The 20,057-nt window shown below is 69.0% G+C and carries 21 protein-coding genes; 19 read left to right on the top strand and 2 right to left on the bottom strand.

Annotated features, from left to right (window positions below; all coding sequences use genetic code 11):
- The first annotated feature begins 50 nt into the window (after positions 1-50).
- From frr to KCI33_RS02725, 13 genes are all read left to right on the top strand, one after another.
- Positions 51-617 carry a ribosome recycling factor gene (gene frr / locus KCI33_RS02780; RefSeq protein ID WP_212523225.1) on the top strand — a complete coding sequence of 189 codons (567 nt, stop codon included), beginning with the start codon at positions 51-53 and terminating at the stop codon, positions 615-617.
- 26 nt (positions 618-643) lie between these two features.
- Positions 644-1,369 carry a polyprenyl diphosphate synthase gene (gene uppS, locus KCI33_RS02775; protein ID WP_282960703.1) on the top strand — a complete coding sequence of 242 codons (726 nt, stop codon included), beginning with the start codon at positions 644-646 and terminating at the stop codon, positions 1,367-1,369.
- Positions 1,369-2,157, top strand: coding sequence for a phosphatidate cytidylyltransferase (locus tag KCI33_RS02770; protein WP_212523224.1), 789 nt, complete (start codon positions 1,369-1,371; stop codon positions 2,155-2,157). Before uppS ends, KCI33_RS02770 begins: the two co-directional genes overlap by 1 nt.
- Before the next feature lie 4 nt (positions 2,158-2,161).
- Positions 2,162-3,337: a 1-deoxy-D-xylulose-5-phosphate reductoisomerase gene (gene dxr, locus KCI33_RS02765; RefSeq protein WP_212523223.1), complete on the top strand. Its 1,176-nt coding sequence runs from the start codon at positions 2,162-2,164 to the stop codon at positions 3,335-3,337.
- 16 nt (positions 3,338-3,353) lie between these two features.
- Positions 3,354-4,691 (top strand): RIP metalloprotease RseP, encoded by a 1,338-nt coding sequence (gene rseP / locus KCI33_RS02760; RefSeq protein WP_212523222.1) that lies wholly within the window; start codon positions 3,354-3,356, stop codon positions 4,689-4,691.
- A 90-nt stretch (positions 4,692-4,781) separates the two neighbouring features.
- Complete coding sequence (locus tag KCI33_RS18030; protein ID WP_282960702.1) at positions 4,782-4,910, top strand: hypothetical protein; 129 nt, start codon at positions 4,782-4,784, stop codon at positions 4,908-4,910.
- A 199-nt stretch (positions 4,911-5,109) separates the two neighbouring features.
- Positions 5,110-7,395 carry an outer membrane protein assembly factor BamA gene (gene bamA, locus KCI33_RS02755; RefSeq protein WP_212523221.1) on the top strand — a complete coding sequence of 762 codons (2,286 nt, stop codon included), beginning with the start codon at positions 5,110-5,112 and terminating at the stop codon, positions 7,393-7,395.
- Positions 7,395-8,009, top strand: a complete 615-nt coding sequence (locus tag KCI33_RS02750) for an OmpH family outer membrane protein (RefSeq protein WP_212523220.1) — start codon at positions 7,395-7,397, stop codon at positions 8,007-8,009. Before bamA ends, KCI33_RS02750 begins: the two co-directional genes overlap by 1 nt.
- 86 nt (positions 8,010-8,095) lie before the next feature.
- Positions 8,096-8,563: a 3-hydroxyacyl-ACP dehydratase FabZ gene (gene fabZ, locus KCI33_RS02745; RefSeq protein WP_212523219.1), complete on the top strand. Its 468-nt coding sequence runs from the start codon at positions 8,096-8,098 to the stop codon at positions 8,561-8,563.
- Positions 8,564-8,568: 5 nt separating this feature from the next.
- Positions 8,569-9,366 (top strand): acyl-ACP--UDP-N-acetylglucosamine O-acyltransferase, encoded by a 798-nt coding sequence (gene lpxA, locus KCI33_RS02740; protein ID WP_212523218.1) that lies wholly within the window; start codon positions 8,569-8,571, stop codon positions 9,364-9,366.
- Between the two features lie 8 nt (positions 9,367-9,374).
- Complete coding sequence (gene lpxI, locus KCI33_RS02735) at positions 9,375-10,205, top strand: UDP-2,3-diacylglucosamine diphosphatase LpxI (protein ID WP_212523217.1); 831 nt, start codon at positions 9,375-9,377, stop codon at positions 10,203-10,205.
- Positions 10,202-11,371, top strand: a complete 1,170-nt coding sequence (gene lpxB / locus KCI33_RS02730; protein WP_212523216.1) for a lipid-A-disaccharide synthase — start codon at positions 10,202-10,204, stop codon at positions 11,369-11,371. The genes lpxI and lpxB overlap by 4 nt, the downstream gene beginning before the upstream one ends.
- Positions 11,372-11,415: 44 nt before the next feature.
- Positions 11,416-11,739: a hypothetical protein gene (locus KCI33_RS02725; protein ID WP_212523215.1), complete on the top strand. Its 324-nt coding sequence runs from the start codon at positions 11,416-11,418 to the stop codon at positions 11,737-11,739.
- On the opposite strand, the gene mnmA is transcribed toward KCI33_RS02725, so the two are convergent.
- Complete coding sequence (gene mnmA / locus KCI33_RS02720) at positions 11,736-12,884, bottom strand: tRNA 2-thiouridine(34) synthase MnmA (protein ID WP_212523214.1); 1,149 nt, start codon at positions 12,882-12,884, stop codon at positions 11,736-11,738. The two genes, KCI33_RS02725 and mnmA, sit on opposite strands and share 4 nt — an antisense overlap.
- A gap of 123 nt (positions 12,885-13,007) precedes the next feature.
- On the opposite strand from mnmA, the gene KCI33_RS02715 reads away from it, so the two are divergent.
- The 5 genes from KCI33_RS02715 to KCI33_RS18025 all read left to right on the top strand — a co-directional run bounded on the left by KCI33_RS02715 (position 13,008) and on the right by KCI33_RS18025 (position 18,941).
- Positions 13,008-13,286, top strand: a complete 279-nt coding sequence (locus KCI33_RS02715) for a DUF1153 domain-containing protein (protein ID WP_212523213.1) — start codon at positions 13,008-13,010, stop codon at positions 13,284-13,286.
- Positions 13,287-13,381: 95 nt separating this feature from the next.
- A complete protein-coding gene (gene ctrA, locus KCI33_RS02710; RefSeq protein WP_212523212.1) occupies positions 13,382-14,095 on the top strand; it encodes a response regulator transcription factor CtrA in 714 nt (237 codons plus the stop codon).
- Between the two features lie 114 nt (positions 14,096-14,209).
- Positions 14,210-16,627: an NAD-dependent DNA ligase LigA gene (ligA, locus tag KCI33_RS02705; RefSeq protein ID WP_212523211.1), complete on the top strand. Its 2,418-nt coding sequence runs from the start codon at positions 14,210-14,212 to the stop codon at positions 16,625-16,627.
- The gene (gene recG, locus KCI33_RS02700; RefSeq protein WP_212523210.1) at positions 16,624-18,711 is read left to right on the top strand and encodes an ATP-dependent DNA helicase RecG; all 2,088 of its coding nucleotides are present in this window, start codon (positions 16,624-16,626) and stop codon (positions 18,709-18,711) included. Before ligA ends, recG begins: the two co-directional genes overlap by 4 nt.
- A gap of 107 nt (positions 18,712-18,818) precedes the next feature.
- Positions 18,819-18,941 carry a hypothetical protein gene (locus KCI33_RS18025; protein ID WP_282960701.1) on the top strand — a complete coding sequence of 41 codons (123 nt, stop codon included), beginning with the start codon at positions 18,819-18,821 and terminating at the stop codon, positions 18,939-18,941.
- 208 nt (positions 18,942-19,149) lie between these two features.
- Here the strand turns inward: KCI33_RS18025 and KCI33_RS02695 are convergent, their stop codons facing one another.
- Entirely contained in the window at positions 19,150-19,599 is a 450-nt protein-coding gene (locus KCI33_RS02695; protein WP_212523209.1) for an iron-sulfur cluster assembly scaffold protein, read from the bottom strand.
- A gap of 66 nt (positions 19,600-19,665) precedes the next feature.
- Here KCI33_RS02695 and hisI point away from each other — a divergent pair, with 66 nt between their 5' ends.
- Positions 19,666-20,025, top strand: coding sequence for a phosphoribosyl-AMP cyclohydrolase (gene hisI / locus KCI33_RS02690; RefSeq protein WP_212523208.1), 360 nt, complete (start codon positions 19,666-19,668; stop codon positions 20,023-20,025).
- Positions 20,026-20,057 lie beyond the last annotated feature (32 nt).

Below are 20,057 nucleotides of genomic sequence, written 5' to 3'. Positions count from 1 at the left end.
GCAAGGCAACCGGGGCCGCGCGGCCCGCGCAAGAACAAGAGAGACTGACAATGGCAGACGAAGAGCTTGAGATCGACCTCGATGACCTGAAACGCCGGATGGACGGCGCCATGGCGGCGTTGAAGACGGAATTCGCCTCGCTGCGAACGGGCCGGGCCTCGGCCTCGATGCTGGAGCCGGTCATGGTCGAGGCCTATGGCCAGCGCACCCCGATCAACCAGGTCGGCACCGTCAACGTGCCCGAGCCGCGCATGGTCACGATCAACGTCTGGGACAAGGCAATGGTCGGCAAGGTCGAGAAGGCGATCCGCGAAAGCGGGCTGGGCATCAACCCGCAGCTCAACGGCACCATCATCATGCTGCCGATCCCCGAGCTGAACGAGGAGCGCCGCCGCGAACTGACCAAGGTCGCCGGCCAATATGCCGAACAGGGCCGCGTCGCCATCCGCAACGTCCGCCGCGACGGGATGGAACAGCTGAAAAAGGCCAAGGCCGCCGGCATGAGCGAAGACGATCACAAGATCTGGCACGACGAGGTGCAGGAGCTGACCGACCGCTATATCGCCGAGGTCGACAAGGCGCTTGAGCACAAACAGAAGGAGATCATGCAGGTTTGACCTGCGTGATCGCGAAAGGGGCACCCTTGGCCGAGACCAAATCCCAGGCGGGCGGGCCGGCCCATGTGGCGATCATCATGGATGGCAACGGGCGGTGGGCGCAGCAGCGCGGCCGCCCGCGGCTGTTTGGCCACCAGGCCGGCGCCAAGAGGGTGCGCGAGATCGTGCGCGCCTGTCCCGACCTCGGTGTGCGCTACCTGACGATCTTCGCCTTCTCCACCGAGAACTGGAAACGCACCCAGGCCGAGGTGGCCGGCCTGATGACCCTGTTCCGCCTCTACATCCAGAAAGAGGCGCAGGCGCTGCTGGCCGAGGGGGTGAGGGTGCGCTTCATCGGCGACCGCGAGCGGCTGGAGCCCAAGCTGGTGGCGCTGATGGATCATCTGGAGACGCTGACCGCGGGCAATGACCGGGTGCATCTGACCATCGCGCTGAACTACGGCGGCCGCGACGAGGTGGCGCGCGCCACCAAGCGGCTGGCGCGCGAGGTGGCGGCAGGCCGGCTTGACCCGGAATCGGTGGACGAGACGACGCTGACGCGCTTTCTCGACACCTGCGTGCTGCCCGATCCCGACCTGGTGATCCGCACCAGCGGCGAGGCGCGCATCTCCAACTTCCTGCTGTGGCAGTCGGCCTATGCGGAATACGAATTCACGCCGGTCCTGTGGCCCGATTTCACGGCCGAGATCTTTGCCGAGATCCTCGGCCGCTTCGCCGGCCGCGAGCGGCGCTTTGGCGCGGTGAAGGCCTGATGGCGCAGGGGCGGTGGAGTGACCTGAACCAGCGGCTCGTCTCGGGCGCCGCGATGGCGGGGCTCGGCGTGCTGACGATCTGGCTCGGCGGGCCATGGTTCACGTCGCTGGCCGCGGCGGTCTGCGGCCTGATGATCTGGGAACTCGCGCGCATGATCGCCCCGCAAAAGCGGTCGGAGGCGCTGCAACTGGGGCTTCTGGGCGGCGCCGCGGTGCTGCTGGCCAGCGCCTTGCCCGGCATGTTCGCCTTTCCGCTGCTGGCCGCCACGCCGCTGGTGGGCGGCGCGCTGCTGAAACGCGAGCGGCTGCTGTTCGGCCTGTTCGCGCTGGGGATCCTGGTGGCGGGCTACGGCCTTGCCGGGTTCCGCGATCAATATGGCGTGGTGTGGCTGTTGTGGCTGGTGCTGGTGGTGATCGCCACCGACGTGCTGGGCTATTTCGCCGGGCGCTTCATCGGGGGGCCGAAATTCTGGCCCCGCGTCAGCCCCAAGAAGACCTGGTCGGGCACGGTGGCGGGCTGGATTGGCGCGGCACTGATCGGGGTGCTGTTCCTCGGCTTCACCGATGCCGGGCGCGACCTGCCGTGGATTTCGGTCGCGCTGTCGATGGCCAGCCAGGCCGGCGACATCGCCGAAAGCGCGATCAAGCGGCGCTGCGGGGTCAAGGACAGCTCGGCGCTGATCCCCGGCCACGGCGGGCTGTTCGACCGCTTCGACGGGCTGCTGGGCGCGGCGCTGCTGATGCTGCTGGTGGCGCAACTGGTCTATGTGCCCGAGGTGAGGTTCTGAGACGATGCGACGGGTGACGATCTTCGGCTCCACCGGCTCGATCGGGGAGAACACGGTCGATCTGATCGCGCGCCGCCCCGGCGATTTCGAGGTGGTGGCGCTGAGCGGCGGACGCAACGTCGCGCGGCTGGCCGAACAGGCCCGCGCGCTGAACGCCGGGCTGGCGGTGACCGCCTATCCAGACTGCTACGCCGATCTGAAGGATGCGCTGGCCGGGACCCCGACCGAGGTCGCCGCCGGGCCCGAGGCGCTGCTTGAGGCCGCCACGCGGCCCGCCGACTGGATCATGTCCGCGATCGTTGGCGCGGCGGGGCTGATGCCGGGGCTGAAGGCGCTGGAGCAGGGCACTACGCTGGCGCTGGCCAACAAGGAAAGCCTGGTCACCGCGGGGCCGCTGCTGATGGCGACCGCGCGCCGGCACGGCGCGCGCATCCTGCCGGTGGACAGCGAGCATTCGGCGGTGTTCCAGGCGCTGGCGGGCGAGGACATCGCAGCGGTGGAGCGGATCGTGATCACCGCCTCGGGCGGGGCGTTCCGCGACTGGCCGCTGGCGGCGCTGGCATCTGCCACGCCCGAACAGGCCGCGACCCATCCCAACTGGGCGATGGGCCAGCGCATCACCATCGACAGCGCCTCGATGTTCAACAAGGCGCTGGAAGTGATCGAGACGCACGAATTCTTCGGCATCGCGCCGGAGAAGATCGAGGTTCTGGTGCATCCCGAATCCCTGGTGCACGCGCTGGTGGGGTTCCGCGACGGGGCGCTGATGGCGCATCTCGGCGCGCCCGACATGCGCCATGCCATCGGCTACGCGCTGAACTGGCCTGAACGCGCCGAGCTGCCGGTGGCGCGGCTGGATCTGGCCGCGATCGGCCAGCTCAATTTCGCCGCGCCCGACCCGGCGCGCTACCCCGCGCTGCGGCTGGCGCGGCAGGTGATGGAGACGGGCGGTCTGGCCGGCGCGGTGTTCAACGCCGCCAAGGAGCGCGCCCTCGACGCCTTCATCGCCGGCGAGATCGGGTTCCTGCAAATGGCCGAGGTGGTGGCGGCCGTCCTTGACCGGGTTTCGCGCGAAAACCGCCTTAATACTGCCGAGATCACCCTTGATACCGTTCTGCAGTTTGACCATCTCGCCCGGGAGGAGGCCGCGAAGGTGATCCGCGGGCGGAAAAAGACATAAATCAGAGGCAGAGCGCGTGGATATTCTTGGGCTGATCCCCTCCTTCGGCAACATTCTTTATACGGTTGGCGCGTTCGTGCTGGCGCTCTCGGTCATCGTGGCGGTGCATGAATTCGGCCATTACATCGTCGGCCGCTGGTCGGGCATCCACGCCGAGGTCTTCTCGCTGGGCTTCGGCCCGGTGCTGCTGTCGCGCGAGGACCGCTTCGGCACGCGCTGGCAGATCGCCGCGCTGCCCTTCGGCGGTTATGTGAAATTCCTCGGCGATGCCAATGCCGCCAGCGGCATGGATGCCGAACTGCTGCGCGAGATCGACGACGAGACCCGGCGCCACACCATGCATGGCGCGCCGCTCTGGGCGCGCGCGGCCACCGTGGCGGCGGGGCCGGTGTTCAACTTCATCCTGTCGATCCTGGTCTTCGGCGCGATCCTTTTCTTCCGCGGAGAGGCGATCGAGCCGCCCACCATCGGCACGCTGAAACCCGTGCCGGCGCAGGCGATGGGCCTGGCCCCCGGCGACGAGATCGCCGCGATCGGCGACCGGCCGACGCCGGACTACGCCGCGCTTTACGCCGCGACCGCGGCGCTGCCGCCGGCGGCGGTGGTGGATTACACCGTGCGCCGCGACGGCGCCGAGCAGGTAGTGCAGGGGCCCTATCCCTTTCCGCCGGTGATCGACGCATTGCAGCCGGGATCGGCGGCAATGGACGCGGGGCTGGAGGTCGGCGACGTGATCCTGTCGGTGGACGGCAAGCCTGTCACCGCCTTCCGGCAGCTGCAGGAGATGGTCCGGCAATCGAGCGGGGAGGTCATGCAGCTCAGGGTCTGGCGCGACGGCAAGGAGCTGGAATTCGCGCTGGCCCCGCGCCGGGTGGATCTGCCGCTGCCGGATGGCGGCTTCGAGACCCGGCTGCTGATCGGCATGACCGGCGGGCTGCTGTTCACCCCCGAGACCCGGACACCCGGCGCGCTGGCCTCGCTCGCGGCGGGGGCGCAGCAGACGCTGTTCATCACCCGCTCCAGCCTGTCGGGCCTCTACCACATGGTGACCGGCGCGATCAGCTCATGCAACCTGCGCGGCCCCCTGGGCATCGCCGAGACCTCGGGCGCGATGGCCAGCCAGGGCACGCAGAGCTTCATCTGGTTCATCGCGGTGCTGTCCACCGCGGTCGGGCTGATGAACCTGTTCCCGATCCCGGTTCTGGATGGCGGGCACCTGGTGTTTCACGCCTACGAGGCGGTGACGGGCCGCGCCCCGAACGAACGCGTGATGAGCATCCTGCTCAGCCTCGGACTGGCAGTGCTGCTGACCTTCATGGTCTTCGCGCTGAGCAACGACATCCTCTGCCCCTGACCCGGCGGGGCCACGTTCGGGCCCTAATGCTGCCATAATCGCCCCATAGCTTTGCTGCACCGCAGTCATTCGAGCAGAGGAGGGCGGAACATGGAAACGATCCAGGACGGCTATCGCGGGCTTTCCGTGCTGTTCAATCTCAACTGGGATCGCCTGTTCTATCTGGCGACCATCTTCGGGGCGCTCATGGTCGGCGCCTTCGTGGGCTCGCTTCTGTAAAATTTACCTCCCGCACCCAAGGAACCGCGCGCCGAGCCGACCAGCCCGGGCGCGGTTCTGCCTTTTGACAAGGGACGCCATTCCAGCTAGTCAAGTCTCTGAAACAAAGGCGTCAAAGCGGGACAGAAACATGACCAGATCGATCGTTGGCGCCTTGGCGCGGAAGCAGGGTGCACTGGACTTGGGACAACAGCTTCTGATGGCTGTTTTCCTTGCCGTCGCAACGATTTGTCTGGCCGCTCCCGAGGCCCGGGCGCAGGCGGAAAGCTACCGTTTCACCTCGGTCGAGATCGAGGGCAACCAGCGCGTCGATGGCGCGACCATCCTCAGCTACGCCGGAATCGGCCGCGGCCAGACGGTCTCGGCGGCCGAATTGAACGACGCCTACCAGCGCATCGTCGACAGCGGCCTGTTCGAAACCGTGGAACTTCAGCCCCAGGGCGGGCGGCTGCTGATCCGGGTGGTCGAGTATCCGACGATCAGCGTCATCAACTTCGAGGGCAACGCCCGGATCAAGGACGAGGACCTGGCCGCGATCATCCGCTCGCAGTCGCGCCGGGTCTACAGCCCGCGCCTGGCCGAGGCCGACGCCGCCGCCATCGTGCAGGCCTATGAGCAGCGCGGCCGCCTGGCCGCCACGGTCGAGCCGCGCATCATCCGCCGCTCGGACAATCGCGTCGACCTGGTCTTCGAGATCGCCGAGGGCGCGGTGGTCGAGGTCGAGCGCATTTCCTTCGTCGGCAACCGCAGCTTCGGCGAGCGCCGTCTGCGCCGGGTGCTGCAGACCAAGCAGGCCGGCCTGCTGCGCGCCCTGATCGGCAGCGACACCTTCATCGCCGACCGCATCGAGTTCGACAAGCAGGTGCTGCGCGACTTCTACCTGTCGCGCGGCTTCGTCGATTTCCAGGTACTCTCGGTCAGTTCCGAACTGACCCGGCGGCGCAGCGGTTTCCTGGTGACCTTCAACATCCGCGAGGGGCAATCCTTCCGCTTCGGCGAGATCACCGCGTCGAGCGATCTCGAGGAGGTCGATCCCGATCTGTTCGAACAGGAAATCCGGGTGCGCGCCGGCGGCGTCTACAGCCCGCTGGCCATCGAGAACACCATTGCCCGGCTGGAGCGGCTGGCGCTGCGCCAGGGGCTCAATTTCATCCGGATCGAGCCGCGCATCACCCGCAACGACCGCGACCTGACGCTGGACGTGGATTTCGCCATCACCAAGGGGCCGCGGGTCTTCGTCGAACGCATCGACATCGAGGGCAACGCCACCACCCTGGACCGGGTGATCCGGCGCCAGTTCAAGACCGTCGAGGGCGACCCGTTCAACCCGCGCGAGATCCGCGAGTCGGCCGAGCGCATCCGCGCGCTGGGGTTCTTCTCCAAGGCCGATGTCGAGGCCCGCGAGGGCACCTCGCCGGACCAGGTGATCGTCGACGTCAACGTCGAGGAGCAGCCGACCGGCTCGCTCTCCTTCGGTCTCAGCTACAGCGTCGACAGCGGCGCCGGCGCCACGGTCAGCTTCAGCGAGTCGAACTTCCTGGGGCGCGGCCAGTATCTGAGCTTCAGCCTGACCACCGGCGCCGACAGCCAGAGTTCGCAATTCGTCTTTGCCGAGCCGGCCTTCCTGGGCCGTGACGTGACCTTCCGCTTCGCGCTCAGCCACACCGAGACGGACCAGGAAAACGGCGAGACCTACAAGACCACCGAAACGGTGTTCAACCCGTCGCTGGAATTCCCGGTCAGCGAGAACGGCCGGCTGCAGGTCGGGCTGGGCGTGCGCAACAACAAGATCGCCAACTACACCGGCGATTCCGCGATCATCGCGGCCGAGGCGGCCGAGGGCGACCGGCTGGCCGCGTTCTTCGGCTACACCTACAGCTATGACTCGCGCCGCGCCGGCCTGAACCCGAACACCGGCATCGTGCTGAACTTCAGCCAGGAATTCGCCGGGCTCGGGGGCGATGCGGAATATATCGAGACCACCGCGCTGGCGAAGGCGCAGACGCTGGCCTTCCGCGAGGAGGTGACCCTGCGCGCCGAGCTTGAGGGCGGCGTCATCAACATGCTGAGCGGCACCAGCCGGGTGACCGACCGCTACTACCTGAACGGCAAGATCCGCGGCTTCGAGTTCAACGGGCTTGGCCCGCGCGACCTGGCGGCGACTGACGAGGACGCGCTCGGCGGCAACATGTTCGCCGTCGCCCGCTTCGAGGCCGAGTTCCCGCTGGGCCTGCCCGAGGAATACGGCATCTCCGGCGGCGTCTTTGCCGATGTGGGCACGGTCTGGAGCCTCGACAACGTCAATGGCGGCCCGGCCGGCGCCGACATTGTCGATGACAGTTTCGAGCTGCGCGCGGCGGCCGGTTTCTCGATCTTCTGGGACACGCCGATCGGTCCGCTGCGCTTCAACTTCTCGCGCCCGCTGAAGAAGCTGAAATACGACCAGCAGCAGAATTTCGACCTGACCATCTCGACCCGGTTCTGATGGTTCTGCGCGCCTCTCTCCTGGGGCTGGCCCTGGCGCTGGCCCTGCCCGTGGGGGCCTTGGCGCAGGAGGCGCGCGCGCCTGTGCAAAGCCTGATCGTGACCCTCGATCAGGAGCGGCTGTTCCTGCGCTCTGCCTATGGCCAGGGCCTGCTGGACGAGGTCGAGGAACAGGCCGCGGCGCTGGCCGCCGAGAACCGCAGGATCGAGGCCGAGCTGACGGCGGAGGAAAAGCAGCTCACCGAGGACCGCCCGGGCATGGCGCCGGAGAAGTTCCGCGAGCTGTCCGCCGCCTTCGACGAAAAGGTGGTTGGCATCCGCGACGCGCAGGACGCCAAGGCGCGCGAACTGGTGCGCGAGCGCGAAGAGGTGCAGCAGCGATTCTACCAGGAGGTGCTGCCGGTCCTGACCGAGGTCGTGCGCGAGCGCGGCGCGGTGGTGGTGCTGGAAAGCCGCTCGGTGGTGCTGTCCGCCGGCCAGATCGACGTGACCGCCGAGGTCATCGCGCGCATCGACGCGCAGTTCGCGCCGCAGGCCGGCGCCGCGGAGGCGCCCGCCGGGACCGGGAACGGGACCGAGGGCGCGCCGGAGGCCCCGGCCGCGCCGCGGCCGTAGCCGGCGCTTGCCCCGGCGGGGGCGAGTTGCTACTGCCTGCGCAACAGCCGGTCCGCGCGGCCGGCGGCAAGAAAGGACGAGACGACATGACCGACCAGCCGGTGACCGAGGCCGATATCCACCTGATCCAGCGGATCATCCCGCACCGCTACCCGTTCCTGCTGGTCGACAAGGTGCGCGACATCGTCGCCAACCACAGCGCGGTGGGCGTCAAGAACGTCACCTTCAACGAGCCGCATTTCCAGGGCCATTTTCCCGCCACCCCGATCATGCCCGGCGTGACCATCGTCGAGGCCATGGCGCAGACCGCGGCGGTGATGGTCGGCGTGTCGATGGACCTGGCCGACAAGAACATGCTGGTCTATTTCATGGCCATCGACAAATGCAAGTTCCGCCGCAAGGTGGTTCCCGGCGACGTGCTGGAGATGCATGTCACCGTGACGCGCGGCAAGCCCGGCGCCAAGGTCTGGAAATTCCTCGGCCGCGCCGAGGTCGAGGGTGAACTCGCCTGCGAGGCAGAGTTCACCGCCATGATGGACATGCCGCAGGAGTGAGCCTCATGGGCATCGACGCAAGCGCACGCATCCACCCCTCGGCGGTGATCGAGGAGGGCGCCCGGATCGGCGCCGGCTGCGTCATCGGAGCCTTCGCGGTGATCGGCCCGCGGGTGGTGCTGCACGAGGGCGTCGAGGTGAAATCCCACGCCATCGTCACCGGCGACACCGAGATCGGCGAGGGCACGGTCATCTTCCCCTTCGCCAATATCGGCGACATCCCGCAGGACCTGAAATTCCGGGGCGAAGAGACCCGGTTGATTGTCGGCAAGCGCAACCGCATCCGCGAGGGCGTGACCATGAACACCGGCACCGAGGGCGGCGGCGGCGTCACCCGGGTCGGCGACGACTGCCTGTTCATGACCGGCACCCATGTCGGCCATGACGCGCAGGTGGGCAACCGGGTGATCATGGCCAACCACGCGGCGCTGGCGGGGCATTGCGTGATCGACGACGAGGTGATCATCGGAGGGCTGTCGGGCATCCACCAATGGGTGCGCGTGGGCCGCGGCGCGATCATCGGCGCGGTGACCATGGTCACCAACGACGTGATCCCCTACGGGCTGGTGCAGGGGCCGCGCGGCCATCTCGACGGGCTGAACCTGGTGGGGCTGAAGCGGCGCGGCGTGCCGCGCTCCGACATCACGGCGCTGCGCGCCGCCTACCAGGCGCTGGCCCAGGGCGAGGGCGCCTTTCAGGAGCGCGCCCAGCGGCTCGCCGACGACACCGACAGCGATTATGTCCGCGACATCGTCGAGTTCATCCTCGGCGATAGCGACCGTTCCTTCCTGACCCCGAGCTGAGCCGCCCCATGACCGCCACCGCCCTCATCGCCGGCACCGGCGCGCTGCCCGTCCTTCTGGCCGAACGGCTGGAGGCCGAGGGGCACCCCTTCCTGCTGGCCGAGATGGAGGGCCACCCGGCCGAGGCCCGCCCGGGCTGGCGGGTGGAGCGCTTCTGCGTGGAGCGTCTGGCGCTGCTGTTCGCGCTGCTGCACGACGCGGGCGTCCGTCGCGTGGTCTTTGCTGGCGCGGTGGCGCGTCCGAAGATCGACCCGGCCCGGATCGACCCCGGCACCGCGCAGTTCCTGCCGCGCCTCGTCGGAGCCTTCCAGCAGGGCGACGACGCGCTGCTGCGGACCGTGATCGCGCTGTTCGAGGAGGCCGGCTTCGAGGTCGCCGGCGCCGAGGCCATCGCGCCCGAGCTGGTGCCCGGCGAAGCGGTCCTCACCCCGGCCCGGCCGTCCGCGGCCGACGAACAGGACGCCGCCCGGGCGGCGCAGATCGCCTCGGCGCTCGGGGCGCTGGACGTGGGGCAGGGCGCGGTGGTGGCGCAGGGGCTGTGCCTGGCGGTCGAGACCCTGCCGGGCACCGACGCCATGCTGCAATGGGTGGCCGACGTGGCGGGCGCCACGCGACCCGATCCCAAGGGTGCGCGTGGCGTCTTCTACAAGGCCCCCAAGCCGGGGCAGGAGCGGCGGGTGGACCTGCCCGCCATCGGCCCCGGGACCATCGCCGCCGCCGCCCGCGCGGGGCTGGCCGGCGTGGTGATCGAGGCCGGCGGGGTGATGATCCTGGACCGCGAGGCGACGCTGGCCGAGGCGGAGCGCGCCGGGCTGTTCCTCTGGGCGCGGAGGCCATGACGCGGCTGTTCCTCATCGCGGGCGAACCTTCGGGCGATGCGCTTGGCGCGGCGCTGATGGCCGGTCTGAAGGAACTGGAGCCGGGCGTCGAATTCCACGGCGTGGGCGGGCCGCTGATGCAGGCCGAGGGGCTGGACAGCCTGTTTCCGATGGAAGAGCTCAGCGTGATGGGCCTGGCCGAGGTGCTGCCGCGCTACCGCCAGCTGATGCGCCGGATCAAGCAATGCGCGGAGGAGGTGCTGGCGGTCGCACCCGACGCGCTGATCACCATCGACAGCCCCGATTTCGGCCTGCGCGTGGCGCGCCGGGTCAAGGCGGCCTCGTCCATCCGCACCGTGCATTACGTCGCCCCCACGGTCTGGGCGTGGCGTCCGGGGCGCGCGGCCAGGATGGCCGAGGTGATCGACCAGGTTCTGGCGCTCTTTCCGTTCGAGCCGCCCTATATGGAGGCCGAGGGGATGCGCTGCGATTTCGTGGGGCATCCGGTGGTGGCCCAGCCGCAGGCCAGCGACGTCGAGGCCGCCGCCTTCCGCGCGGCCCACGGCATTGCCCCCGACGCGCGGAGCCTGCTGGTCCTGCCCGGCTCGCGCCGGGGCGAGGTCGAACGCCTGGCCCCGATCTTCGGCGAGGCGCTGCGCCCGGTGCTGGCCCGCCATCCCGATCTGCGCGTGGTGGTGCCCGCGGCGCTGCCGGTGGCGGGGATGCTGCCGCAGCTGCTGGCTAAATGGCCGGGCAGTCCGATCCTCCTCGACCCGCGCGGTCGGCGCGAGACCGAGGCGCTGGCCGAGAAACGCGCCGCCTTCCGCGCCGCCGATCTGGCGCTGGCGGCCTCGGGCACGGTGTCTCTGGAACTGGCTGCGGCGGGCACGCCGATGGTCATCGCCTATGACATGAACTGGATCAGCCGCACCCTGATCGGGCAGATGCTGAAGATCGACACGGTGACGCTGGTCAACATCGTGACGGGCACCCGCGCCGTGCCCGAATTCCTGGGCGGGGCGTGCAAACCCACGCCGATCGCCGGGGCGCTGCTGGCGCTGCTGGAGGACGAGGCGGCCCGCGCCGCCCAGCGCGCCGCCGGCGCCGAGACCATGCGGCGTCTGGGGCAGGGCGGCGAGGCGCCCGGCCTGCGCGCCGCCCGCGCCGTGCTGGACGGCTTGCGCTGAGGACCGTCCCTGGGCGATACTGACGCCATCCCGGAGGGATCGCCATGTTCCGTATCGCCGTGTTCCTGCTGCTGCTGACACCCGCCCTCGCGCGCGCCGAGGACCTGCCTCCGGGCACCCCCGGAGCACCCGGCGGCATGGGCGGCTGCGACGCGGAGGCCTTGCCCGCCGATGCCGACCGCGGCGCGTGGTTCTACGGCCAGGCCTGCCTCTACTGCCACGGGCCGGCCAGCGTGCTCACCTCCCGCGTGCAGGGCCAGACGCGGGCCGAGAAATCCGCCTGGCTGGAGGCGCTGCTCAGCCACCACCACTGCGCGACCGACGCCACGATCCGCGCCGACCTGATCGCCTATCTGCTGGGGCTCTAGCGGCCGCGCCAGATCCAGCCGCCGCCGAGAACGCGCGTGCCGCCGGTCTCGTAGAACACGCAGGCCTGGCCGGGGCTGACGCCCTCCTCGGGGGTCAGAAGCTCAACCTCGGCCTCGGTGGCCGAGAGCGGGCGCAGGATCGCCTCGCGCGGCGGGCGGGTGGAGCGGACCTTGACCGAGACATGCCATTCCGGCCGGGAGTCGAAGGGCGCGTCGCCCAGCCAGTTGATCTCGCGCACCGGCACGATCCGGGTCGAGAGCATCTCCTTCGGGCCGACGATCACCCGGCGCGTCTCGACGTCGAGCTTGACGACATAGAGCGGCTCGCTCAGCCCGCCGATGCCGAGGCCCCGGCGCTGGCCGATCGTGTAATGGATCACGCCCTCGTGGCTGCCCAGCACGCGGCCGTCGGCATGCACGATCTCGCCCGGCTCGGCCGCGCCGGGGCGCAGCTTTTCGATCACGCCGGCATAGTTGCCGTCGGGCACGAAGCAGATGTCCTGGCTGTCGGGCTTGTCGGCCACGGCCAGCCCGTATTCGGCGGCCAGCGCCCGCGTCGCGTCCTTGGAGGGCAGGTGGCCCAGCGGGAAGCGCAGGTACTCCAGCTGCTCCGGCGTGGTGGAGAACAGGAAATAGCTCTGGTCGCGGCCCGGATCGGCGGCGCAATGCAACTCCGCCCCGTTTTCGCCCGGCTTGCGCTGGATGTAATGGCCGGTCGCCATGCAGTCGGCCTCCAGATCGCGGGCGGTCTGCAGCAGGTCCTTGAACTTCACCCGCTCGTTGCAGCGGATGCAGGGCACGGGCGTGGCGCCACCGAGGTAGCTTTCGGCGAATTCCTCGATCACCGCGTCGCGGAAGATATTCTCGTAATCCAGAACGTAATGCGGGAAGCCCTTTTCCTCGGCCACGCGGCGCGCGTCGTGGATGTCGATGCCGGCGCAGCAGGCGCCCTTCTTGGCCAGCGCCGCGCCGTGATCGTAGAGCTGCAGCGTCACGCCGACCACGTCATAGCCCTCGTCGGCCAGCATGGCCGCCACGACCGAGCTGTCCACCCCGCCCGACATCGCGACCACCACCCGGGTCTCGGAGGGCGGCTTGGCGAATCCAAGCGAGTTCAGCGCATCTGTCTTGCGGTCGAGGGGCATGTCGGTCTCCTGCGGGAAGTCCGTGGGAATATAGGAAAATGCGAAATACTCTCAAGGGCTGGTTTAAGGTCTCCTTAAGTTCGGCTGCGCCAGCCTTGCCCTCGCGACGAAGAGGGAAGAGCCATGTTCATCAAACGCATCAACGGGCCGCGCATTGTCACGCTGCCCGATGGCAGCACCATGACCCGCGCCGATCTGCCCCCTGAGCTTACCAGGCGCTGGGTCGCCAGCCGCAAGGCCGCAGTGGTCAAGGCGGTGGCCTGCGGGCTGATCACCCGCGACGAGGCCAAGGCGCGCTATGCGCTATCCGAAGAGGAGCTTTCCAGCTGGGAGAATGCTATCCGCCATCACGGGAAAGAGGCCCTGAAGGCCACAACCATTCAGCGCTATAGACAACCTTGAATTGCACTACTAGCATGCAGGTCATTGGTAACGTGTAATTAACCATTTTTTCCGAATTTGATCAGGTATTTTGGAGTCACTGGGGGGAATATCTGATGCGCATCCTGCTTGTCGAAGATGATCCGACAACGGCCAAGAGCATCGAGTTGATGCTGGGCCACGCGAACCTGAACGTCTATACCACGCCGCTGGGCGAGGAGGGGCTGGATCTGGCGAAACTGTATGATTACGACCTGATCCTGCTCGACCTGCACCTGCCCGACATGAACGGCCACGAGGTCCTGCGCCAGCTGCGCCTCGCGCGCGTCGACACCCCGATCCTGATCCTGTCGGGCGCCGATGACACCGAGAGCAAGCTCAAGGGATTCGGCTTCGGCGCCGACGATTACCTGACCAAGCCCTTCCACCGCGAGGAGCTGGTGGCGCGCATCCATGCGATCATCCGCCGCTCCAAGGGGCACGCGCAATCGGTGATCCGCACCGGGCGGGTGGCGGTGAACCTCGACGACAAGACCGTGGATGTGGACAACGCGCCGGTGCACCTGACCGGCAAGGAATACCAGATGCTGGAACTGCTGTCGCTGCGCAAGGGCACCACCCTGACCAAGGAGATGTTCCTCAACCATCTCTACGGCGGCATGGACGAGCCCGAGCTGAAGATCATCGACGTCTTCATCTGCAAGCTGCGCAAGAAACTCAGCCAGGCCACTGGCGGCGAGAACTATATCGAGACGGTCTGGGGGCGCGGCTATGTGTTGCGCGACCCCGAGGCGGCGGTCGTCGCCGGGCCGGTGGCGCTGGGGGCGTGAGGCGCGCGCCGTGACGCCCCGGGCCAAAGGGCGCGGGGCGACGCCACGCGCGGGCTGGACCTGCCCGCCCTGTCCTCCTATCACTTTCCGGGGACAGGCCGGGAGGGATGCGAGTTGTCCGAGACGAAGGCGGTTGAGGATCTGAGCGAGGCGGAGGCCGCGGCCGAACTGGCGCGGCTGGCCGGGATTCTGGGCGAGGCGAACCGCGCCTATTACCAGAAAGACGCGCCGGTGATGTCGGACGCGGAATTCGACGCGCTGAAAAACCGCAACGCCGCGATCGAGGCGCGATTCCCGGCGCTGAAACGGCCCGACAGCCCGACCGAGCAGGTCGGCGCCGCCCCGGCCGAGGGGTTTTCCAAGGTCACCCATGCCCAGCGCATGCTGTCGCTGGCCAACGCCTTCGAAGACGGCGAGGTAGAGGAGTTCGTCGCCCGCATCCGCCGCTATCTCGGGCTGGACGCCGGCGCGCTGCTGGCCTTCACCGCCGAGCCCAAGATCGACGGGCTCAGCCTGTCGCTGCGCTACGAGAATGGCCGGCTGGTGCAGGCCGCCACCCGCGGCGACGGCGCGGTGGGCGAGAATGTCACCGCCAATGCCCGCACGATCTCCGATATCCCGCAGCTCCTGAGCGGCGCGCCCGAGATCCTCGAGGTGCGCGGCGAGGTCTACATGGGCCACGCCGATTTCGCCGCCCTGAATGCCCGGCAGGAGGCGGCGGGCGAGAAACGCTTCGCCAACCCGCGCAACGCCGCCGCGGGGTCGCTGCGTCAGCTCGACCCGGCGGTGACGCAGGGGCGGCCGCTGAAATTCTTCGCCTATGGCTGGGGGGAGCTGTCGGAGCCGCTGGCGCAGACCCAAAGCGGAGCCATCGCCCGGCTGCGCGATCTCGGCTTCCAGACCAACCCGCTGACAGCGCTGTGCGACAGCGCCGAGGCCCTGCTGGACCATTACCGCCGGATCGAGGATCAGCGCGCCACGCTGGGCTATGACATCGACGGCGTGGTCTACAAGGTCGACGATCTCGAGTTGCAGCGCCGCCTCGGCATGCGCGCGACCACGCCCCGCTGGGCGGTCGCGCACAAATTCCCGGCCGAGCTCGCCTGGACCCGGCTTGAGCGGATCGAGATCCAGGTCGGCCGCACCGGCGCGCTGAGCCCGGTGGCCCGCCTGAGCCCGGTCACGGTGGGCGGCGTGGTGGTGTCGAACGCGACGCTGCACAACGAGGATTACATCGCCGGGCGGTCCGCATCGGGCGAGATGATCCGCGGCGGCAAGGACATCCGCGAGGGCGACTGGGTGCAGGTCTATCGCGCAGGCGACGTGATCCCAAAGGTCGCCGACGTGGATCTGTCGAAACGGCCCGACGATGCCGAGCCCTATGCATTCCCAACCGAATGCCCCGAATGCGGCTCCGACGCGATCCGCGAGGAGGGCGACGCGGTGCGCCGCTGCACCGGCGGGCTGATCTGCCCGGCGCAGGCCGTTGAAAAGCTGAAACATTTCGTCTCGCGCGCGGCCTTCGACATCGAGGGGCTGGGCGCGAAACAGGTGGAATTCTTCTACTACCTCTGCCGGATCTCGGAACCGGCTGATATCTTCACCCTCGCCGCGCGCGACGGCGATCCGCAGCGCCTGACGGCGAAACCGCGCGAACTGGTGTCGCGCCAGATCGCGGTGCCGGAGCGCGGGGCGGAGTTCCTCGACCGGCTGGCCGAGATGCTGCGCGCGTCAGGCGTGCCGGTGGCCGACGAGGACGCCGACCATGTGATCGCGGGCATCGAACACCTCGCCGGCAAACCGCTGGCCCAGGTGAAGGGCTGGGGCGAGAAATCGGCGCAGAACCTCTTTGCCGCGATCGAGGAGCGGCGCCGCATCGCGCTGAACCGGGTGATCTTCGCCCTCGGCATCCGCCATGTCGGCGAGGTGGTGGCGGCCGATCTGGCCCGCCACTACGGCACATGGCCGGCGATGGTCGCCGCGCTCGACGCCGCGCGCCCGGCGCTGGAGCGGTATCTGGAGGCCGAGGCCGCGGTCGCGGCCGAGCGCGCCGTGGCCGCCGAGGACGGGCGGCGCGCCAGGGTCGCCGACACCCGCGCCGCCGTCTGGGCCGGGGAACCCGCGCTCCCGCAGGGGGCGCGCGCAGCCTGGGACGACCTGGTCGGCGTCGACGGCATCGGCACCACCGTCGCCGTGGCGCTGGTCACCGCCTTCGCCCAGCCGGCCGAGCGCGCCTCCATCGACCGGCTGGTCGCGCAGCTCGACATCCAGCCCGTCGAGGCGCCCAGGGCCGCGGACAGCCCTGTGGCGGGCAAGACCGTGGTCTTCACCGGCACGCTGGAAAAGATGACCCGCGCCGAGGCCAAGGCGCGGGCTGAGGCGCTGGGGGCCAAGGTCTCGGGCTCGGTGTCGAAGAAGACCGATCTGGTGGTGGCGGGGCCCGGTGCGGGCTCCAAGGCCAAGAAAGCCGAGGAACTGGGGGTCGAGACCATCGACGAGGACGCCTGGCTGGAACTGATCGGGGACGCATGAGCGGCCGGCCCGACATCCTGTTTCCGCTCTTCGCGGAGCTTGAGGGGCTCGACGGGATCGGGCCGAAAACGGCGCGGCTGTTCCAGCAGATGGAGGTGGTGAAGCCCCGCGACCTGATCTTCACCCTGCCGCATTCGGGCACCGACCGGCGGCGCCGCGCGAGCATCCGCGAGGTGACCCCGGGCAGCACCGCCACCGTCGAGGTGCGGGTGGGCGCGCATATGGCCCCGCGCGGGCGCGGCCCCTACCGGGTGCAGGTCCAGGATGCCGAGACCGCCTTTCAGCTGGTCTTCTTCCACGCCCGCGGCGACTACCTGCAACGCCAGCTTCCGCCGGGCGAGAGCCGCGTGGTCTCGGGCAAGGTGGAGCTGTTCGACGGGGTGGCGCAGATGGCCCATCCCGACCATATCCTGCGCCCCGAGGACGCGGCGGAGATCCCCGATTTCGAGCCGGTCTACCCGCTGACCGCGGGGCTGACGCAGCGGGGCATGACGCGCGCCGTCGCCTCGGCGCTGACGCGGCTGCCGGATCTTGAGGAATGGATCGACCCCAGCCTTGTGGCCCGCGAGGGCTGGCCGGGCTGGGCCGAGGCGGTGCGCGCGGCGCATGCGCCCGCCGGCGGTGCCGATCTTTCCCCGACCGCGCCCGCGCGCCAGCGGCTGGCCTATGACGAGCTGTTCGCGCATCAGTTGACGCTGGCGCTGGCCCGCCAGTCGGCGCGGCGCGGCGCCGGCAAGCCCACGGAGGGCGACGGGCGGCTGCGGCGCAAGGTTCTGGCGGCGCTGCCCTACACGCCCACCGGGGCGCAGGAACGCGCCATGCGCGAGATCGCCGCGGACATGGCCGCCGGTCGCCGCATGAACCGGCTGTTGCAGGGCGATGTTGGCGCGGGCAAGACCCTGGTCGCCTTCATGGCGCTTCTGGTCGCAGTGGAGGCGGGCGGGCAGGGCGTGATGATGGCGCCGACCGAGATCCTCGCGCGCCAGCATCTCGAAAGCCTGCAACCGCTGGCCGAGGAGGCCGGCGTGGTGCTGGAGCTGCTGACCGGCCGCGACAAGGGGGCGGAGCGGCGCGCCAAGCTCGACGCGCTGGCGCGCGGCGACATCCAGGTCCTGGTAGGCACCCATGCGGTGTTCCAACGGGACGTCGAATTCCACGACCTGCGGCTGGCGATCATCGACGAGCAGCACCGCTTCGGCGTCGCGCAGCGGATGGAGTTGAGCGCCAAGGGACGCGGCGCACATGTTCTAGTGATGACCGCGACGCCGATCCCGCGCTCGCTGTCGCTGGCGCAATACGGCGACATGGACGTGTCGGTTCTGGACGAGAAGCCGCCCGGGCGCACGCCGGTCAAGACCGCGCTGGTCTCCGCCGGGCGGATGGAGGAGGTGGTGGATCACCTGCGCCATGCCATCGCCGAGGGGCGGCAGGCCTATTGGGTCTGCCCGCTGGTCGGCGAAAGCGAAACCATCGAGGCCACCGCCGCCGAGGAGCGGTTCAAGCGCCTGCGCGCGGCCCTGGGCGAGGGGCTGGTCGGGCTGGTCCACGGCCAATTGCCGCCCGCCGAGAAGGATGCCGCGATGGCGCGCTTCGTGGCGGGCGAGACCAAGGTACTGGTCGCCACCACGGTGATCGAGGTCGGCGTGAATGTGCCCAATGCCTCGATCATGGTGATCGAGGGCGCGGAGCGCTTCGGGCTGGCGCAACTGCACCAGCTGCGCGGGCGCGTCGGGCGCGGCGCTGCGGCCTCCACCTGCCTGCTGATGTACGACCCGCCGCTGACCGAGGGGGGACGGCGGCGGCTGGAGATCCTGCGCGAGACCGAGGACGGATTCCGCATCGCCGAGGAGGACCTGGCGATGCGCGGCGCGGGCGACCTGATCGGCACCGCGCAATCGGGCCTGCCGCGATTCCGCATCGCGGATCTGGAGCGGCAATCGGCGCTGATGGCGGTGGCCCAGGCCGACGCGCGGCTGCTGCTGCAGGAGGATCCGACGCTGGACAGCCCCCGCGGCCGCGCTGCGCGCGTGCTGCTGTGGCTGATGGAGCAGGACAAGGCGATCCGTTTGATTTCAGTGGGTTAGCCTTTTTGTTCCGCTTTGTTCTCAAATGTTCCTAAAAAGTTCTTTATTTTTTCGGCGCGATGTGGGAACAAAGTGGCAACACAGTGACCATCGCAAGGATCCCACCCATGCTGACCGAGCTGAAATCCGTGATCGAACGTTCCTCCGCCACGCTGCTGCAGGATGCGCTTGGCGTCATGGCGCTGATGGTCATGCTGCTGGCCGGGCTGCACCTGCCGGGGCTGTTCTGAGCCGAAACCGTTTCTGCCTGCGATCCGCGTCCCGGGCCGCGCATCCCGTCCCCAAGCGATGCGCCTGACTGCCGGGCTTGCCTGTCCTCGTGCATTCAGGGGAGTGCCTCTTCCCCGCCGCCCGGACGCCTGAATCGCCACTGACCGCCGCCGTCGCCCCACGACGCGCGGCGGTTTTTTCTTGGGGTCTTCCGAAGCGGGGCTGCCGTCAGGCGCAGGCGGCGCTTGCGGCCTGATCGAAGGCCTCCAGCGTGGCGTCGAGCGCCAGCAGGATCGAGGCGTGGCGGTTCTTGTATTCACGCGCGGGCATCAGCACCTCGAGCCCGTCGAAGGGCGCCTCGGGGGCCGGGCCGCCCTCCTTGAGCATCGCGGAAAGCTGGTCGCGCGCGCGCTGCACCTCTGCGCGGTTGCGGCCGATGATGCTGGCGCCGACGACCGAGGCCGAGGCCTGTCCCAGCGCGCAGGCCTTCACGTCCTGCGCGAAATCGGTGATCCGCCCGTCGGCGAGGCACAGGTCCACCGTCACCGTGGAGCCGCAGAGCGGCGAGCGCTTGCGCGCGCTGCCGCAGGGCGAGTCGAGCCGGCCCTGATGCGGGATATCGGCCGCCAGCGCGAGGATGCGCTGGGAATACAGCTTGATCAGGTCGGTGTCGCTCATGGCTTTCCCTCGTCGGTCTCATCCCATAGATAACCCGCTGTGACACGTTTGCAAAGGAGCCCACCGATGGCTTTCGACATCAAATCCCTGCGTTTCAACGACCAGGGCCTGATCCCGGCCATCGCCCAGGACGAGGGCGGCCAGGTGCTGATGATGGCCTGGATGAACGCCGAGGCCGTGGTGCGCACGCTGGAGACCGGGCGCGTGACCTACTGGTCGCGTTCGCGCCAGTCCTTCTGGGTTAAGGGGGAAAGCTCGGGCCATGTCCAGCGGCTGGTGGATTTCCGCGTCGATTGCGACCGCGACTGCCTGCTGCTGATCGTGGCGCAGACGGGACCCGCCTGCCACACCAACCGGCGCAGCTGTTTCTACACCGCCGTGCGGGACGGCGAGGAGGTGGAGCTGATGAAACCCGTTGCCGGCTGACGGCGGCGTCGCGCCGTGAGTATTTTTCCAAG

The sequence above is a fragment of the Actibacterium sp. MT2.3-13A genome, assembly GCF_018139985.1.
Lineage (GTDB): Bacteria > Pseudomonadota > Alphaproteobacteria > Rhodobacterales > Rhodobacteraceae > JAGSOU01.
This window is presented reverse-complemented; position numbering and strand designations above follow the sequence as displayed.

Coding starts and splice junctions, on each gene's coding strand:
- frr (WP_212523225.1), top strand. CDS start 51: ATGGCAGACGAAGAGCTTGAGATCGACCTCGATGACCTGAAACGCCGG.
- KCI33_RS02770 (WP_212523224.1), top strand. CDS start 1,369: ATGGCGCAGGGGCGGTGGAGTGACCTGAACCAGCGGCTCGTCTCGGGC.
- dxr (WP_212523223.1), top strand. CDS start 2,162: ATGCGACGGGTGACGATCTTCGGCTCCACCGGCTCGATCGGGGAGAAC.
- KCI33_RS18030 (WP_282960702.1), top strand. CDS start 4,782: ATGGAAACGATCCAGGACGGCTATCGCGGGCTTTCCGTGCTGTTCAAT.
- bamA (WP_212523221.1), top strand. CDS start 5,110: ATGGCTGTTTTCCTTGCCGTCGCAACGATTTGTCTGGCCGCTCCCGAG.
- KCI33_RS02750 (WP_212523220.1), top strand. CDS start 7,395: ATGGTTCTGCGCGCCTCTCTCCTGGGGCTGGCCCTGGCGCTGGCCCTG.
- fabZ (WP_212523219.1), top strand. CDS start 8,096: ATGACCGACCAGCCGGTGACCGAGGCCGATATCCACCTGATCCAGCGG.
- lpxA (WP_212523218.1), top strand. CDS start 8,569: ATGGGCATCGACGCAAGCGCACGCATCCACCCCTCGGCGGTGATCGAG.
- lpxI (WP_212523217.1), top strand. CDS start 9,375: ATGACCGCCACCGCCCTCATCGCCGGCACCGGCGCGCTGCCCGTCCTT.
- lpxB (WP_212523216.1), top strand. CDS start 10,202: ATGACGCGGCTGTTCCTCATCGCGGGCGAACCTTCGGGCGATGCGCTT.
- KCI33_RS02725 (WP_212523215.1), top strand. CDS start 11,416: ATGTTCCGTATCGCCGTGTTCCTGCTGCTGCTGACACCCGCCCTCGCG.
- mnmA (WP_212523214.1), bottom strand. CDS start 12,884: ATGCCCCTCGACCGCAAGACAGATGCGCTGAACTCGCTTGGATTCGCC.
- KCI33_RS02715 (WP_212523213.1), top strand. CDS start 13,008: ATGTTCATCAAACGCATCAACGGGCCGCGCATTGTCACGCTGCCCGAT.
- ctrA (WP_212523212.1), top strand. CDS start 13,382: ATGCGCATCCTGCTTGTCGAAGATGATCCGACAACGGCCAAGAGCATC.
- recG (WP_212523210.1), top strand. CDS start 16,624: ATGAGCGGCCGGCCCGACATCCTGTTTCCGCTCTTCGCGGAGCTTGAG.
- KCI33_RS18025 (WP_282960701.1), top strand. CDS start 18,819: ATGCTGACCGAGCTGAAATCCGTGATCGAACGTTCCTCCGCCACGCTG.
- KCI33_RS02695 (WP_212523209.1), bottom strand. CDS start 19,599: ATGAGCGACACCGACCTGATCAAGCTGTATTCCCAGCGCATCCTCGCG.
- hisI (WP_212523208.1), top strand. CDS start 19,666: ATGGCTTTCGACATCAAATCCCTGCGTTTCAACGACCAGGGCCTGATC.